Source organism: Pseudomonas sp. Sample_21 (assembly GCF_004307525.1).
GTDB lineage: Bacteria > Pseudomonadota > Gammaproteobacteria > Pseudomonadales > Pseudomonadaceae > Aquipseudomonas > Aquipseudomonas atacamensis.
In genome coordinates, this window is record NZ_RCNZ01000075.1 from 25,330 (window position 1) to 40,278 (window position 14,949).

Here is a 14,949-nt window from a genome sequence, read left to right on the forward strand (position 1 = left end):
CGGGCTGTTTCCCCTACAACTGGAAGAGCCTATGAAAGCCAAGGCTGATGTACCTTTCGTGCCGCTCAATATTGCGGTGCTGACTGTCAGCGACACCCGAACCCTGGAAACCGATACCTCCGGCCAGGTCTTCGTTGATCGCTTGATCGCGGCCGGTCACGCGCTGGCCGAGCGGGTTTTGCTTAAAGATGATCTCTACAAAATTCGCGCGCAAGTCGCCAACTGGATTGCCGACGATGTGGTTCAAGTCGTGCTGATCACCGGCGGCACCGGCTTCACCGGGCGTGACAGCACGCCGGAAGCGGTGGCATGCCTGCTCGACAAACAGGTCGACGGATTCGGCGAACTGTTCCGCCAGATTTCCGTAGCCGATATCGGCACTTCGACTGTGCAGTCCCGGGCCCTGGCTGGTCTGGCCAACGGCACGCTGGTGTGCTGCCTGCCGGGTTCGACCAATGCAGTGCGCACCGGTTGGGACGGCATTCTCGCTGAGCAACTGGACGCCCGTCATCGTCCCTGCAACTTCGTCACCCATCTCAAGCAGGCGGCGCCTTGTGAATCCCGTGGGTAAGCCGGGCAAGACCGGCAGTTTGCTGCCTGTCGAAACGGCGCTCGAGCGTTTGCTGGCCATGGCCGATGCGTCGCGGATTGTCGAGCGCGAGCACTTGCCGCTGGCTCAAGTCGAAGGGCGGGTGCTGGCGGAAGATTTGATCTCGACACTGGATCTGCCGCCATGGCCGAACAGCGCCATGGACGGCTACGCCTTGAACCTGGCGGATTGGCAGGGCGAGCCGCTGCCGGTCAGTCAAAAGGTCTTCGCCGGGCAATCTCCGCAATCGTTGGAACCAGGCACCTGCGCACGCATCTTCACCGGGGCACCGCTGCCGCCGGGCGCCGACTGTGTCGAGATGCAGGAAAATGCTGAAGTCCAGGCCGATGGCCGAGTGCGCTTCCTCGAGCCTTTGAAAGCCGGGCAGAACATTCGTCCGCAGGGCCAGGAAACTACGGTCGGCGAATTGGTGCTGCAAGCTGGAACCCGGCTCGGACCGATTGAGCAAGGCCTGGCTGCTTCGCTTGGCTGTGCCGGGGTTAACGTCGTGCGCAAGCCGCGGGTGGCGGTTCTGTCCACTGGGGACGAACTGGTTGAACCCGGTCAGGCATTGGGGCCGGGCCAGATCTACAACAGCAACCGCGTGCTTCTGTGCAGCTGGCTGCAGCGTCTGGGTTGTGAAGTGATTGATGGCGGAATTCTCCCGGACGATCTGGCCACCACGCGGGCGCGGCTGGGCGAGCTACAAAATGTCGATCTGATTCTGTCTACCGGCGGTGTCTCGGTCGGTGAGGCGGATTTCCTCGGCATTGCCCTGCGTGAAGAAGGCGAGTTGGCCCTGTGGAAGCTGGCCATCAAGCCCGGGAAGCCGTTGACCTTCGGCCATTTTCGCAACGTGCCGGTGATTGGCCTGCCCGGCAATCCCGCCTCGACGCTGGTGACGTTCGCCCTGCTGACGCGGCCTTATCTTTTGCGTCGCCTGGGTGTGCAAGCCGTCGAACCACTCAAGTTTGCAGTGCCAGCAGGCTTTGTCTGGCCGGTGGCCGGCAACCGTCGTGAATATTTGCGCGGACGTTTGGAGCAGGGGCGCGCAATCATTTACCGCAACCAGAGTTCGGGTGTGCTGCGCAGCGCCGCGTGGGCCGACGGGTTGGTGGAAGTCCGAGAGGGCCGCACGCTGAGCGAGGGTGATGCAGTGAGCTTCATTCCCCTCAGCGACCTGCTGGGGTAGCCGGTCTTGCCCATGCACGCGTCGGCGGGTAAGCACGGCGCGTGCAACAATTGATTTCGTCAGTTGCTGATCAACGTCACCAACTGGTCGAATCGGCTGTTGGCCACCCATCCCAGCAGTCCAAGGATGACAGCGGTAGCACCCGCCGAATACGCCAGACGGTGTTTGATCGTCCGCACATCATTGAGCACTTCGTCCATGTCGCGGCGCATGTATTTGAAGTGAGTCTCCAGCTCGCTGACTCGGGGTTCCATATCAAACTCTCCAGGGGTCTTGGCGCTGTTACAGAAGTCTGGTTTCTTGCTGGCACGACTTTCGGCGAGAGCGGCGACCGGGGTCACCGGTGCCTTGGTTTCATGGTTGCGCATGGAAGTACTCGCTGGTCGTAGCAACTGCACGCTTGCTGATTATTCCATTGCTCGATTCATGGAAATGAATCGCGGGGTATCCGTTCATTACCGGCACATCCTTGTGTTATTGAGTTGAAAGTTGGTGCTGCCGGCACACGGTGACCCAATGATCGGACGGGGTCAATTAAGCCGATTCCTCTTGTTCCGTACGAAAAAATACCGCTGTGTAGGACGCTGGCCGTTTGAAAAGCAATTAATTGCCACCCCTGCGGCTTTTTTAACGCGCGCAGTGGTCAAGATGTTTCAATCGATTTCAATTCTTGGAGTGACGTTATGAGTGAACGCCGGGCACTGCTGATCTTGCATGGCAAACAGGCACTCAACGAGGATGTCCGCGCTGCCGTCGAAGCCAAGCGTGAGCAAGGCTGGGAACTGGCTGTGCGAGTGACGTGGGAGGCTGGCGACGCCCAGCGTCTGGTCGAGGAAGCGTTGGCGGCCGGCTACAGCAAAATCATCGCCGGTGGCGGTGATGGCACGTTGCGCGATATTGCCGAGGCGCTGGCGCAGCATCCGCAAAAAGCCAGTCTAATCCTCCTGCCGCTGGGCACCGCCAACGATTTTTCCCGTGCCGCCGGTATTTCCCTGGAGCCTGCTGAAGCCCTTGAGCTACTGGATGTTCAGCCCTCGGATATCGATCTGGGCGAAGTGGGAGGGCAGATTTTCCTGAACATGGCGACCGGCGGATTCGGCAGCCAGGTGACCGCCAATACCTCGGAAGACTTGAAAAAGGTCTTGGGCGGTGCCGCCTACCTGTTCACCGGTTTGACCCGGTTCAGCGAGCTGCATGCTGCTTACGGCGAGTTGCAAGGTCCGGATTTTCATTGGCAGGGTGAACTGCTCGCACTGGGAATCGGCAACGGACGGCAGGCGGGTGGCGGCCATGTGCTGTGCCCCGAGGCGCGAGTCGACGATGGTTTGCTGGACATCAGCATTTTGCCGGCACCGCAGGAGCTGGTCGGCACGCTGAAGAATCTGCTGAGCGAGGGCTTCGGCCTCGACAATATGTTTGTGCGGGCGCGATTGCCGTGGGTCGAGATCAAGGTCGCCGAAGGGCTGAGCATCAATCTCGATGGCGAGCCGCTGGAAGGCGACAGTCTGCGATTTGTTGCGAAACCTGCAGCGTTGCAGGTGCATCTGCCGAAGGACTCGCCGTTATTGGGCCAACAACCGTCAATCAGTCATCAAGGCTGATGATCTGTTCACGCACAGCGAACAGCACCAAGCCCGCCACGTCGTAGATTTGCAGGCGCTTCATGATCTGTGCGCGGTGGGTTTCGACGGTCTTGACGCTTAAGCCCAGGCCGTTGGCGATTTCCCGGGTCGATTTGCCGCGCACGATCAGGCGAAGGATTTCCAGCTGGCGCGCGGTCAGATTGTGCGAATCGGCGACGTCCGGCTGGCTTTTCTGGTTTCGCGTCAGTGCCTGATTGATCACCGTATGGGCGATGGCCGGGCTGAGGTAGCGTTCGTTGTTGCGCAGGGCTTCCAGCGCATGTTCGAGCTCGGTGGCCGTGGTGTCCTTGAGCAGGTAGCCGTGGGCACCGGATTCCAGCGCCTGCATGATCAGCGCTGGATCGGTGTGCATCGACAGGATCAGCACTTTGCTCTGCGGCCGCACACGCTTGAGGCGTTGCAGCGCTTCCAGGCCACCGGTTTCCCTCATCGAGATGTCCAGCAATACGATGTCGGGGCTCAGTTGCTCGACCATTTCGAGCAATTGCGAACCATCACTGGCTTCGCCGATTACCGCGTAACCGGGAATATCCAGAACCAGAGCACGCACGCCGGCTCTGATCAGCGAGTGGTCATCCACCAGAAGTAAGTTACAAGTCAACGCATAACCTTATTCGTACTGGCCCGTTCGAGCGCTCGCGGCGCCCACGGGAAAAGTGCTTCGATTCGAGTGCCTTTGCCCGGCTCGCTGATAACGCTCAATGTGCCGCCCAACTGTTCGATGCGCTCGGCCATTCCGGCCATGCCGCGTTGGCCTTCTCTGGCCGGGTCGGCCGCCGGGGCAAAACCCAGGCCGTCATCACTGATCAACAGCGTCAGACCTTGCGGCAATCGCTGTACCCGAATCAACAGGTTTTTTGCCTGTGCGTGCCGGAGGATGTTGGTCACGGCTTCCTGGGCAATGCGAAACGCCGCGACGGCCATTTCCTCGGGGATGCCGTTGAGCCGTTGCTGGCAATCGAGACTCCAGTTGACCGGCGTGTTGGCCAGTGTCTTGAGCAAATGCGCACGCAGGCTGGCTTCGAGGCCCAGGCTGGTCAATTGACGTGGATTGAGAATCGCCGAGACGTCACGCACCTTGGTCAGGGTTTCATCCAGCGTGTCGCAGAGGACCTTGCATTGTTCCTGCAGATCTTCCGGCAGGCGGCGTTTGAGCCAGTCACTTTGCAGCTTCGCGGCGGTGAGCAACTGGCCGATATCGTCGTGCAATTCACGGCTGAGGCGATGTCGTTCGTTTTCCTGGACTTGCAGCAGTCGATCAGCCAGCTCTTGTGGCTGAAACTTGATCGATTTGCGCGACAAGCGATATTGCACCCAGACGCACGCGGTGGCGGCGATGTCGAGTGCCAGCAACCCCAGTGGAATGTGCGCGGAAAAAACATAGGCCAGCAGACTGCCAATAGTCGCCAGAACACACAGCACTAGTGTGAAGCGCCGGGCGTTTTCCCGCGAGGGTGGCCATGTAATAAGTGACTTGAGACTGGCGTACATAACGGATGGAGCCAATGGATGTTCGCTGCGGGCAGACCGACCGGTGACTGGCGGATCTCTGTGTGGAAATACTGTCAATTATGTTATTGATTCATACCGCATTCGTTAAGCAATCATTGACCGGCAGTAACATTGCTAATGAAACGCTGAAGTCACTGTGCCATTAAACGGCAGGTAATTAACCGGCGGCATAATACCACTTAACATACCGTTGGTCGCGGTCGCTATATATGTCCATTCAGTCAGGAAATACCGGATCGTGGACGCAAGTTCCATATTGGAAAAAGTTGGGATTTTTGTAGTTGGACGACTTCGATTAGCCTGGAAGTGTCTCTGGGAGCACACAGGGAAAACCCTGATGGCGGCCTCTGGAAATCAACCGTTGGTCGGGCAGATTATTTGACCCGGATTGTCGCTGGCAGGTATGCACTATTCAATTACGACAGTTTCGCGGCCAGTTTCTCAAGCCTGGTGCGCTATCAGGGACGCAGAGAGCAAACGTTTGCTCATCATCTTCGGTTCGAACGTGTCCTGGCCCATTTGTGCCGCGAAGGCCTCAAGCAAGGCTGTCTGCTCGCTGCCATCAAGGCTCAGTTGTCCGGTTTTATGATCGACCAGCTCAAGCTGCCATGCCATCAGGGTGAAACAGTCTCGCAAGGCATCGAGGGCCTGTTCGTGCAGGTCGACGCGATCCTGGGTCAGATTCAGCAGGCTGTAGATGTGCAGGGAAAACTCGGAGATTGCTTCCAGTGCCAAGGCTTCGGCGCGGCCAGCAAGCTTCAACAGAGTGCCGAGCATGCAGTCGATGGCATCCTTGTCATTGCTGATCAGTTGCAGATGGCTCAGGCATTCTTCGGACTTGGCGAGAAGCGTTTCGGCCTCGACCAGAAATTCGGGGAAGCGTTGCGCCCAGTCTTTACGGTCGATTGGCATGTTCATCTCCACCACGTCGTGTTGGTTGACGGATGGCCGTGTGTGGCGACGATCGTGAATCGTCGGCAGATCGCGCCCGGCGGTGCAGGTGCACGGACCGAGGGGTTCCAGAGGGTGGGTTGCCACTGAATTGCGATCGCACACAATAGCCTGACTCCGTTCATGCAATGAGAATGGCGTCACAGTAATGGCTATTGGAAATGGCGAATATCAGGTTGGGCCTGATTGATCCTAGGGGAATCCCTTAGGCGCGGGAACCTAACGTGCAAACCGAGGTCGCGCCGCAATGAATCTAGCAGATGAAATCACGATTGCCAGTAAAGCATGATGTCAGTGTGACATCAATGGCCGTTTATGGCATTTTTAGCGGCGCGCTTTACAGCAATCAAGATTAGCTGAATGCAGCCGATAAACCCCCATAGTGAATTCATCAGAACAAGCCCAGGAGTCATTGATGGCCGGCATTCTCGACACGGTAGACCAACGCACGCAACTGGTGGGTGAGAATCGCCTGGAAATCCTCATGTTTCGCCTGGCCGGACGCCAGCTGTTCGCGATCAACGTGTTCAAGGTTCAGGAAGTGCTGCAACTGCCCAAGCTGACCCTGATGCCGCAGCGTCATCCTTTCGTCTGCGGCGTGGTCAATCTGCGCGGGCAGACCCTGCCGGTGATAGACCTGTCCCAGGCAATCGGTATGCGCCCACTGGTGCCGGGCCCGAACAGCACGATCATCGTCACCGAATACAACCGTTCGGTGCAGGCCTTCCTCGTTGGCGGTGTCGACCGCATCGTCAACATGAACTGGGAAGCCATTCTGCCGCCGCCGACCAGTGCTGGCCGCCAGCATTATCTGACCGCGATCAGCAAGGTCGACGATCAACTGGTGGAGATCATCGACGTCGAGAAAGTCCTCGCGGAAATCGTCCCGTACAACGCCAAGGTCTCGCGCGAGAAACTCGACGATCCGGTACTCGAGCGCGCCCGTGGCCGCGAAGTCTTGCTGGTGGACGACTCCAATGTAGCGCTCTCGCAATTGCGCGATACCCTCGGACAGCTCGGGGTGAAAATGCACATTGCCAGCGACGGTCTGAAAGCCTTGAACATGCTCAAGGCCTGGGCCGATACCGGCGTGCACATGACCGATAAACTGCTGATGATCTTCACCGATGCGGAAATGCCGGAAATGGACGGCTATCGCCTGACCACTGAAATTCGCAACGACCCTCGCCTGCGTGGCCTGTACGTCGTACTGCACACCTCGCTATCGGGCAGTTTCAACGACTCGATGGTGAAGAAGGTCGGCTGCGACAACTTCCTCTCCAAATTCCAGCCGGACAAACTGGTTGATGTGGTACGCCAGCGTCTGATGCTCGACGCCGTGCCGGCCTGAAACACGCACATCTTGCTTCCTGTGGGAGCGAGCCTGCTCGCGAAAGCGCAGGGTCGGACACATTGATGGTGAATGTGCCGGCCTCTTCGCGAGCAGGCTCGCTCCCACAGAAGTGTATTTACATTAATGACGGCTTTGATTCGGTATTGAAGCTCGTATAGGGTGGCGTTTTTCCTCCAAGGAAGCTGGCCATGCTGCGTCTGAGCGCGCTTTATCGTTACCCGTTGAAATCCGGCAAGGGCGAAATCCTGCAAAGCATCGAGCTGGACAAGCTGGGCCTGGCGGGCGACCGACGCTGGATGCTGGTGGACGAGGCCAGCGGGCGCTTTCTGACCCAGCGTGCCGAAGCGAAGATGAGTCAGTTGTCTGCTTTGTGGAATGCCAGCGGCGGTCTGACCCTCAGCGCTCCCGAGCAGGGATCTATCGAAGTCGCGCTGCCCGCTGCCGACGCCGAGCTGCGCGGTGTGACGATCTGGCGTGACACCCTGCGGGTGCCGGACGCCGGTGATCAAGCCGCGCGTTTTGTCAGCGACTTCCTCGGCAAGCCGACACGTCTGGTGCAAATGCCACTCGAGCGGGCACGTACCACGCAAGCGGGTTTCGGCAAGGATGACGATCAAGTAGCGTTCGCCGACGGTTATCCATTGCTGCTCATTGGCGAAGCCTCGCGGCTGGCCCTCTCGGAAACGGTAGGGCGAGAGCTGGAGATGCTGCGCTTTCGCCCGAATCTGGTCATCGAAGGCAGCGCGCCTTACGCCGAGGACCAATGGAAACGCATTCGCATCGGCGATATCGAATTCCGCGTGGTCAAGCCATGTGCGCGTTGCATCATGACCACCGTCGACCCGCAAACCGGTGAGCGCAGCGCCGATCGCGAGCCGTTCGCGACGTTACAGAAACATCGCTCAACCGCTGATGGCGCGATGTTCGGACAGAATCTGGTCAACGACGGCAATGGCCGCCTGGAAGTCGGCATGCCGGTGGAAATTCTCGAATAGTTTTTCCCTGAAACGAAAAATGCCCGGGTCTTTTGGACGCGGGCATTTTTTGCGCGGTGAAACCGGCGGGATCAGCCGCGGTATTCGCACAGGTAAGCGGTATCCACTTCGACTTTCAGTTGGAACTTGCTGTTGGCCGGAACGTTGAACTGGCTGCCGGCGGCGAAGGTTTCCCAGTCGCTGCTGTCTGGCAGTTTTACGATCAGCGCGCCGGAAACCACATGCATGATCTCGCGCTGGCTGGTGCCGAATTCGTATTCGCCCGGGGCCATGACGCCAATGGTCGCCGGACCTTCAGCGGTGCCAAAGGCGATCGACTTGACGGTGCCGTCGAAGTACTCGTTGACTTTAAACATGGGCGGATTCCTCGAAAAGGGCTTAAAAGGGGGCGGCCAGTATGCACAAGGCTTTTCGCGCCGTCACGCGTCTAAAGCGGCAGGACCAGCGGCAATAACCGTGCAGTATTGCGGGCATCTTCCAGCGCGCGATGTTGTTGGCCGTTGAACTGCATGCCCGCCAGTTGCAACGCGCCGTTGAGCCCCAGCGGTCGTTCCAGGCGCCGAGCCTTGGCGAAGCGCTGTTTGAGGTTCATGTGCGGGACTTTGCTCAGGCCGCTGTCGATGTTCAGGCGTTGCCACTCCTGCAGCAACTGCTGGCGATCATAACCGCCCCAACTGGCCCAGCCTTCCAGACGGGTTTGATGCTGCGCGAGCCAACGCTCAAAGGCCGGCCAGACCTCGCTCAGCGGTTGCGCCGAATCGATGTTGGCCTGGGTGATGTGTGTCAGCTCCCGACAGAACGGCGTCAGCAATGGCCGGCGGGTCGGTTTGACGAAGCGCTGGAAGTGATCCTGCTCGCGCCCGGCGCGGTCGACCAGGGTCGCACCGATCTCGATAATTTCCATTTCCGTGACCGGCCAGCCACCCTCGTCTGTGGTGGCTTCCAGATCTATGACCAGCCAATGGGGCATCGCAGGGTTCCTGATTTCCGCGTTCTGATTTATCAGAGCGTAGTCAAACCCCGCGCTTGTGCCCGGGCGACTACTCGACCTGCAACAGAACCTGACGATTTTTTACCTGATCGCCGACCTTCACTTGCACCCGTTTGAGCACGCCATCGATGCCGGCCTTCAACGGATGCTCCATTTTCATTGCCTCCAGTACCACCAGCAATTGACCCTTGCTGACCGTACTGCCCTCGCTGACCAGCACGTCGACAATGGCACCGTCCATCGGGGCTTTCAGGATGCCGGAGGCGACGCTGGTCTGACTGTCGATCGGCGCATGAGTTCGATCCTCCAGGCGCAGGCTGCCCGGATGGGTGAACAGCCACAGCTGCCGATCGTGCAGACGATAGGCGTGACATTGGCGCAGACCGTCGACTTCGATGGTGATCGATTGCGCGGCGTGCTCAATGATTTTCACCGCCACAGTGCTTTCGCCAGCCTGCACGACCAACTCGCCGGGTTTGCGCGCCAGCACCGCCAGCGTCCAGTCCTGCTCGTCACTGCCCAGTCGATAGTGCAACGGCACGCTGGCGTTGTTGCGCCAGCCATTCAATGGGGCGCGATGGGGCAGGGCGCTGGCCTGATAGAACAACACCACGGCAATCGCCAGTTGCGCCGTTGTCGGCACATAAGTGATGAGGCTGGCATGGCTGGAAAAATGTTCTTGGATGAAGGCGGTGCTGAAATCGCCACTGATGAACTGCGGATGTTGCAGCAGGCCTTCGAGCAAGCGTTGGTTGCTTTGCACGCCAAGCAGCACCGTGTCCTGCACCGCCCGCAACAATTTGCGCCGCGCCTCTTCGCGGGTTGCGCCGTGGGCGATCAGTTTGCCCAGCAGCGGGTCGTAGAACGGGCTGACCGACTGACCTTCAAGCAGACCGTGGTCGATGCGCGCACCGTGATCCGAAGCCGGTTGCCATGCGGCAATTCGGCCGGTTAGCGGAAGAAAATCCGCAGCGGGATCTTCAGCGTAGAGGCGCACTTCCATGGCGTGACCGTCGAGACGGATCTGCTCCTGCGTCAGCGGTAGCGGCTGGCCCTCGGCAACCAGCAACTGCCATGCGACCAGATCCAGCCCGGTGATCAATTCCGTCACCGGATGCTCGACCTGCAGACGGGTGTTCATCTCCAGAAAGTAGAACTGGCCGCGCGCGTCGAGGAGGAACTCTACGGTGCCGGCGCCGACATAATCCACCGCGCGCCCTGCCTTGAGCGCCGCTTCGCCCATGGCTTGGCGCAGCTCGGCGGTCATCACCGGGCACGGCGCTTCTTCGATGACTTTCTGATGGCGGCGCTGGATCGAGCAATCGCGTTCGCCGAGGTAGACCAGATTGCCCTGCTGGTCGCCGAATAGCTGCACTTCGACGTGGCGCGGTTCGATCAATGCCTGTTCGAGAATCAACTCGTCGCTGCCGAAACCGTTCATTGCTTCGGACCGCGCGGTGCGCAGTTGCGCCGCCAGTTCGCTGGCCTCGTGCACCAGGCGCATGCCACGTCCACCGCCGCCGGCGCTGGCCTTGATCATCAGCGGATAGCCGATGCGCTCGGCTTCGGCCAGCAGCGTCGCGTCGTCCTGCGCTGCGCCTTGATAGCCGGCAATGCACGGCACGCCCGCGTCGAGCATGGCGATTTTCGACAGGCGTTTGCTGCCCATCAGTTCGATCGCTTCGGCGCTGGGGCCGATGAAAATCAGCCCGGCTTCGGCGCAGGCGCGAGCGAAATCGGCGTTTTCCGAGAGGAAGCCGTAGCCCGGGTGAATCGCGTCGGCGCCGCTGCGGCGGGCGGCGTCGAGGATCGCCGCAATGTTGAGGTAGGACTGCTGCACCGGCGCCGGGCCGATACGCACGGCTTGGTCGGCCATTTGCACGTGTAGCGCATCGGCGTCGGCGTCGCTGAAAACGGCAACGGTGCGATAACCCAGCCCCTGGGCCGTGCGCTGGATGCGGCAGGCGATTTCACCGCGGTTGGCGATCAGGATTTTGTGGAGGGTGGGCATGGTGGGGTTCCTGAAATGATAGCGGTGAATGGGATGGCCTCATCGCGAGCAGGCTCGCTCCCACATTTGGAATGCATTTCAACCTGTGGGAGCGAGCCTGCTCGCGAAGCTTTTAGCTGACCCACCGAGGTTTGCGTTTCTGCATAAAAGCCATAGTCCCCTCGATTCCTTCCTCTCCGGTCACTGCCGCGCCGAACCACTGCGCCGCCTCATCAAGCAACTCACTCGACGGCTGCCCGGCACTCGCCAACAGCAATTTCTTGGTCATCGCATTCGCTTCCGGCGCGCAGCGCAGCACCTGTTGCAAAACCTCATCCAGTCGCTCGGCCAACGCCTGCGCATCCTGTTCAACGAAATGCACCAGGCCCAATCGCTGCGCCTCGGCGCCATCGAAACGCGCCGCCGTCAGCGCCAGTCGCCGGGTTTCGGTCAAGCCGATCCGTTGCACCACAAATGGTGCGATTTGCGCCGGGATCAGGCCGAGGCTGGTTTCCGGCAAGCCGAACTGCGCCTTGTGATCGCTAATCGCAACATCGCTGACGCAAGCCAAGCCGAAGCCGCCGCCAAGCACGGCGCCTTGCAGCACAGTGATCAGCACTTGCGGCGTGTGTTGGGCTTGTTCCAGCAACGCACCGAACGCCCGGTTCAACTCGCGGTAAGCGTCCGCCCCTCGAACCCGTGCGCTGGCCATGTCCTTGATGTCGCCACCGGCGCAGAAGTGCCCGCCGGCACCGCTGAGCACTAAGGCCCGCACTGTGCGGTCATCGTGCACCGCCGTCAGCACCGCGCGCAGTTCGTCGACCATTTGCAGGCTCATCGCGTTGCGGCTGTCCGGGCGGTTGAGGGTGATGTGCAGCACGCCGCCATGCAGTTCCAGCAACAGCGTCTGGCAATCGGGCAGGCGGCTCATTTCTTTTTCCCCGGCAGGATGCCCATCAGTTTGCAGATGATCCCCAGCATGATTTCGTCGGCGCCGCCGCCAATCGACACCAGGCGCACATCGCGATAGGCGCGGGCCACCGGGTTGTCCCACATGAAGCCCATGCCGCCCCAATATTGCAGGCAGCTGTCGCTGACTTCACGGCCGAGGCGTCCGGCCTTGAGCTTGGCCATCGACGCCAGTCGCGTGACGTCCTGACCTTTGATGTACTGCTCGGTGGCCTGATAGACCAGGGCGCGCAGGCATTCGATTTCGGTCTGCAATTCGGCGAGACGGAAGTGGATCACCTGGTTGTCGATCAGCGCGTTGCCGAAGGTCTTGCGCTCCTTGCAGTACTCGATGGTGCTGTCGATGCAATATTCCAGGCCCTTGATCATGTTTGCCGCGCCGAACAGGCGTTCCTCCTGGAACTGCAGCATCTGCATCATGAACCCGGCGCCTTCATGGCCGATGCGGTTGCGCTGCGGCACGCGCACGTTGTCGAAGAACACCTGCGCGGTTTCCGAGCTGCGCATGCCGAGCTTGTCCAGGTGCGAGCTGAGGCTGATCCCGGGGGTGTTCATCGGCACCATGATCAGCGACTTATTGATGTGCGGCTTGTCGTCCGAAGTGTTGGCGAGCAGGCAGATGAAATCGGCGCTCGGCGAGTTGGTGATCCACATCTTGCTGCCGTTGATCACGTAGTCATCGCCGTCCTTGCGCGCGGTGGTTTTCAGCCCGGCGACATCGGAACCGGCGCCGACTTCGGAAACGCCGATGCAACCGACCTGTTCGCCCGTGATGGCCGGCCGGAGGAACTCTTCGCGCAGTTCATCGGAGCCGAAGCGGGCGAGGGCGGGTGTGCACATGTCGGTCTGCACGCCGATCGACATCGGAATCCCGCCGCAATGAATGGTGCCGAACTCTTCGGCGGCGACGATCGAATAGCTGTAGTCGAGGCCCATGCCGCCGAATTTTTCCGGCTTGGAAATGCCCAGCAGACCCAGTTCGCCGGCCTTGCGGAAAATCTCGTGGATCGGAAAGCGCCCGGCCTTTTCCCACTCTTCGACGTGCGGGTTGATCTCGTGCGTGACGAACTGGCGGACGGTGCGGCGCAGGGCTTCGTGTTCCGGGGTGAAGATCATTGTTGTTGTTCTCCGTAGGATCCGTGGCGGTCAGAAGCGGCTGACGCCGAAGCTGTTGGGTTGCAGCTTGCGCGTGTCGGCTTCGTGGCAGATATCCAGCAAGTAACCGAGCAGGGTGCGGGTGTCGCGCGGGTCGATCAGGCCGTCGTCCCACAGGTTGGCGCTGCCGTACAGGGCGGTGGATTGGCTGTCGAGTTTCTGCGCGGTCATCTGTTCGAGCATGTCGAGCATTTTCGGATCCGGCTCGATGCCGTCCTTGAGCTGTTTGGCTTCGGTAACGATGCGCAAGACCTTGCCGGCCTGTGCGCCGCCCATTACTGCCGTGCGGCTGTTGGGCCAGGCGAAGATGAAGCGCGGATCGAGCCCGCGCCCGCACATGGCGTAGTTGCCGGCGCCGTAGGAACCGCCGACGACAATGGTCAGTTTAGGCACCCGTGCGTTGGCCACCGCTTGGATCAGTTTCGAGCCGTGCTTGATCACGCCTTGCTGTTCCGATTCGGTGCCGACCATGAAACCCGTGGTGTTGTGGAAAAACAGCAGCGGCGTCTGGCTCTGGTCGCACAACTGGATGAACTGCGCCGCCTTGCTCGCACCTTGCGGGGTGATCGGGCCGTTGTTGCCAACGAAGCCGCAGGCGCGGCCCTGGATTTTCAATTGGCCGCAAAGGGTTTGCTGATCGAACTCGCCTTTGAACTCGAGAAAGTCCGATTCATCGGCAATCCGCGCGATGATTTCGCGCACGTCGTAGGGCTTTTTTGCATCGTCCGGGATCAGCCCGAGCAGTTCGTCGATGGGGTAAAGCGGTTCTTTGAATTGCCGCTCCGGCAGCCACGGCAACTGCTCGTTCCAGGGCAGCATGCGCATGATCTCGCGGACCTGGCGTATGCCGTCAGCGTCGTTTTCGGCGAGATATTCGGCAGTGCCGGCGACCTGCGCGTGCATCTCGGCGCCACCGAGTTCTTCATCGGTGGCCACTTCGCCGGTCGCTGCTTTGAGCAATGGCGGGCCGGCGAGAAACAGCTTGGCCTTGCCGCGCACCACCACCACGTAATCCGACAACCCCGGTTGATAGGCGCCGCCCGCCGTGGCCGAGCCGTGCACCACGGTGATCTGCGGCAAACCCATCGCTGACATGCGCGCCTGATTGGCGAAACTGCGCGCACCTTCGACAAAGATCTCTGCCGCGTAATTGAGGTTGGCACCGCCGCTTTCGGCGAGGGTGATCATCGGCAGTTTGTTTTCCCGCGCGATCTGTTGCAGGCGCAGGGATTTTTTCAGGCCGCTCGGCGAGATCGTGCCGCCCTTGATTGCGCTGTTGTTGGCGACCACCATCGCGCGGATGCCGCAGACATAACCGATGCCGGCAATCAGCCCGCCACCGGCCGAACTGCCGTCCTTGTCGTCATGCAACTTGTAGCCGGCGAGGCTGGCCAGTTCGAGGAACGGCGCGCCGGGGTCGAGCAAAAGGTTCAGGCGTTCGCGGGGCAACAGTTGCCCGCGTTTGCTGAATTTGTCTTTGGCTTCGGCGGCCTTGTTCAACAGGTTCTGTTCGAGCTGCTGCACCTGCTCGATGGCGGCGAGCATGGCCGCGCGGTTGCGCGCGAATGTTTCGCTGTGCGGATCGAGTTGCGACTGAATCTGCGCCAT

15 protein-coding genes are annotated in these 14,949 nt (G+C 60.2%); 5 read left to right on the top strand and 10 right to left on the bottom strand.

Annotated elements, in window-relative coordinates:
• The first annotated feature begins 31 nt into the window (after window positions 1-31).
• Window positions 32-571 carry a molybdenum cofactor biosynthesis protein B gene (gene moaB, locus D8U71_RS13075; protein ID WP_016770598.1) on the top strand — a complete coding sequence of 180 codons (540 nt, stop codon included), beginning with the start codon at window positions 32-34 and terminating at the stop codon, window positions 569-571.
• The gene (gene glp, locus D8U71_RS13080; RefSeq protein ID WP_130887920.1) at window positions 555-1,781 is read left to right on the top strand and encodes a gephyrin-like molybdotransferase Glp; all 1,227 of its coding nucleotides are present in this window, start codon (window positions 555-557) and stop codon (window positions 1,779-1,781) included. Before moaB ends, glp begins: the two co-directional genes overlap by 17 nt.
• Before the next feature lie 59 nt (window positions 1,782-1,840).
• On the opposite strand, the gene D8U71_RS28365 is transcribed toward glp, so the two are convergent.
• Entirely contained in the window at window positions 1,841-2,149 is a 309-nt protein-coding gene (locus D8U71_RS28365; protein WP_177433352.1) for a hypothetical protein, read from the bottom strand.
• A gap of 315 nt (window positions 2,150-2,464) precedes the next feature.
• Between D8U71_RS28365 and yegS the strand changes: the two genes are divergently transcribed.
• Window positions 2,465-3,382 (top strand): lipid kinase YegS, encoded by a 918-nt coding sequence (gene yegS / locus D8U71_RS13090; protein ID WP_122700120.1) that lies wholly within the window; start codon window positions 2,465-2,467, stop codon window positions 3,380-3,382.
• On the opposite strand, the gene D8U71_RS13095 is transcribed toward yegS, so the two are convergent.
• From D8U71_RS13095 to D8U71_RS13105, 3 genes are all read right to left on the bottom strand, one after another.
• On the bottom strand, window positions 3,366-4,025 hold the full coding sequence (locus tag D8U71_RS13095; protein WP_016770832.1) for a response regulator transcription factor: 660 nt from the start codon (window positions 4,023-4,025) through the stop codon (window positions 3,366-3,368). The genes yegS and D8U71_RS13095 overlap by 17 nt on opposite strands.
• The gene (locus D8U71_RS13100) at window positions 4,022-4,915 is read right to left on the bottom strand and encodes a sensor histidine kinase (RefSeq protein ID WP_123443514.1); all 894 of its coding nucleotides are present in this window, start codon (window positions 4,913-4,915) and stop codon (window positions 4,022-4,024) included. The genes D8U71_RS13095 and D8U71_RS13100 overlap by 4 nt, the downstream gene beginning before the upstream one ends.
• A gap of 462 nt (window positions 4,916-5,377) precedes the next feature.
• A complete protein-coding gene (locus D8U71_RS13105) occupies window positions 5,378-5,848 on the bottom strand; it encodes a hypothetical protein (protein ID WP_024013689.1) in 471 nt (156 codons plus the stop codon).
• 454 nt (window positions 5,849-6,302) lie between these two features.
• Here D8U71_RS13105 and D8U71_RS13110 point away from each other — a divergent pair, with 454 nt between their 5' ends.
• Both D8U71_RS13110 and D8U71_RS13115 read left to right on the top strand, forming a co-directional pair.
• Window positions 6,303-7,238: a chemotaxis protein CheV gene (locus D8U71_RS13110; RefSeq protein ID WP_016770829.1), complete on the top strand. Its 936-nt coding sequence runs from the start codon at window positions 6,303-6,305 to the stop codon at window positions 7,236-7,238.
• A gap of 191 nt (window positions 7,239-7,429) precedes the next feature.
• Window positions 7,430-8,236 (top strand): MOSC domain-containing protein, encoded by an 807-nt coding sequence (locus D8U71_RS13115; RefSeq protein WP_130887921.1) that lies wholly within the window; start codon window positions 7,430-7,432, stop codon window positions 8,234-8,236.
• A gap of 71 nt (window positions 8,237-8,307) precedes the next feature.
• Here D8U71_RS13115 and D8U71_RS13120 read toward each other — a convergent pair whose 3' ends face one another.
• The 6 genes from D8U71_RS13120 to atuC all read right to left on the bottom strand — a co-directional run bounded on the left by D8U71_RS13120 (window position 8,308) and on the right by atuC (window position 14,949).
• Window positions 8,308-8,592 (bottom strand): pyrimidine/purine nucleoside phosphorylase, encoded by a 285-nt coding sequence (locus D8U71_RS13120; RefSeq protein WP_130887922.1) that lies wholly within the window; start codon window positions 8,590-8,592, stop codon window positions 8,308-8,310.
• 71 nt (window positions 8,593-8,663) lie between these two features.
• Window positions 8,664-9,206, bottom strand: a complete 543-nt coding sequence (locus D8U71_RS13125) for an exonuclease domain-containing protein (RefSeq protein WP_016770826.1) — start codon at window positions 9,204-9,206, stop codon at window positions 8,664-8,666.
• 70 nt (window positions 9,207-9,276) lie between these two features.
• Entirely contained in the window at window positions 9,277-11,238 is a 1,962-nt protein-coding gene (locus tag D8U71_RS13130) for an acetyl/propionyl/methylcrotonyl-CoA carboxylase subunit alpha (protein WP_130887923.1), read from the bottom strand.
• A gap of 112 nt (window positions 11,239-11,350) precedes the next feature.
• Complete coding sequence (locus tag D8U71_RS13135) at window positions 11,351-12,148, bottom strand: enoyl-CoA hydratase-related protein (RefSeq protein ID WP_130887924.1); 798 nt, start codon at window positions 12,146-12,148, stop codon at window positions 11,351-11,353.
• Complete coding sequence (gene atuD / locus D8U71_RS13140; RefSeq protein ID WP_056788533.1) at window positions 12,145-13,302, bottom strand: citronellyl-CoA dehydrogenase; 1,158 nt, start codon at window positions 13,300-13,302, stop codon at window positions 12,145-12,147. Before atuD ends, D8U71_RS13135 begins: the two co-directional genes overlap by 4 nt.
• A gap of 30 nt (window positions 13,303-13,332) precedes the next feature.
• A complete protein-coding gene (gene atuC, locus D8U71_RS13145) occupies window positions 13,333-14,949 on the bottom strand; it encodes a geranyl-CoA carboxylase subunit beta (protein WP_130887925.1) in 1,617 nt (538 codons plus the stop codon).

Bases quoted from the DNA above. Each gene is read 5' to 3' on its own strand.
- moaB (WP_016770598.1), top strand. From the start codon at position 32: ATGAAAGCCAAGGCTGATGTACCTTTCGTGCCGCTCAATATTGCGGTG.
- D8U71_RS28365 (WP_177433352.1), bottom strand. From the start codon at position 2,149: ATGCGCAACCATGAAACCAAGGCACCGGTGACCCCGGTCGCCGCTCTC.
- yegS (WP_122700120.1), top strand. From the start codon at position 2,465: ATGAGTGAACGCCGGGCACTGCTGATCTTGCATGGCAAACAGGCACTC.
- D8U71_RS13100 (WP_123443514.1), bottom strand. From the start codon at position 4,915: ATGTACGCCAGTCTCAAGTCACTTATTACATGGCCACCCTCGCGGGAA.
- D8U71_RS13105 (WP_024013689.1), bottom strand. From the start codon at position 5,848: ATGCCAATCGACCGTAAAGACTGGGCGCAACGCTTCCCCGAATTTCTG.
- D8U71_RS13110 (WP_016770829.1), top strand. From the start codon at position 6,303: ATGGCCGGCATTCTCGACACGGTAGACCAACGCACGCAACTGGTGGGT.
- D8U71_RS13115 (WP_130887921.1), top strand. From the start codon at position 7,430: ATGCTGCGTCTGAGCGCGCTTTATCGTTACCCGTTGAAATCCGGCAAG.
- D8U71_RS13120 (WP_130887922.1), bottom strand. From the start codon at position 8,592: ATGTTTAAAGTCAACGAGTACTTCGACGGCACCGTCAAGTCGATCGCC.
- D8U71_RS13125 (WP_016770826.1), bottom strand. From the start codon at position 9,206: ATGCCCCATTGGCTGGTCATAGATCTGGAAGCCACCACAGACGAGGGT.
- D8U71_RS13130 (WP_130887923.1), bottom strand. From the start codon at position 11,238: ATGCCCACCCTCCACAAAATCCTGATCGCCAACCGCGGTGAAATCGCC.
- D8U71_RS13135 (WP_130887924.1), bottom strand. From the start codon at position 12,148: ATGAGCCGCCTGCCCGATTGCCAGACGCTGTTGCTGGAACTGCATGGC.
- atuD (WP_056788533.1), bottom strand. From the start codon at position 13,302: ATGATCTTCACCCCGGAACACGAAGCCCTGCGCCGCACCGTCCGCCAG.
- atuC (WP_130887925.1), bottom strand. From the start codon at position 14,949: ATGGCGCAGATTCAGTCGCAACTCGATCCGCACAGCGAAACATTCGCG.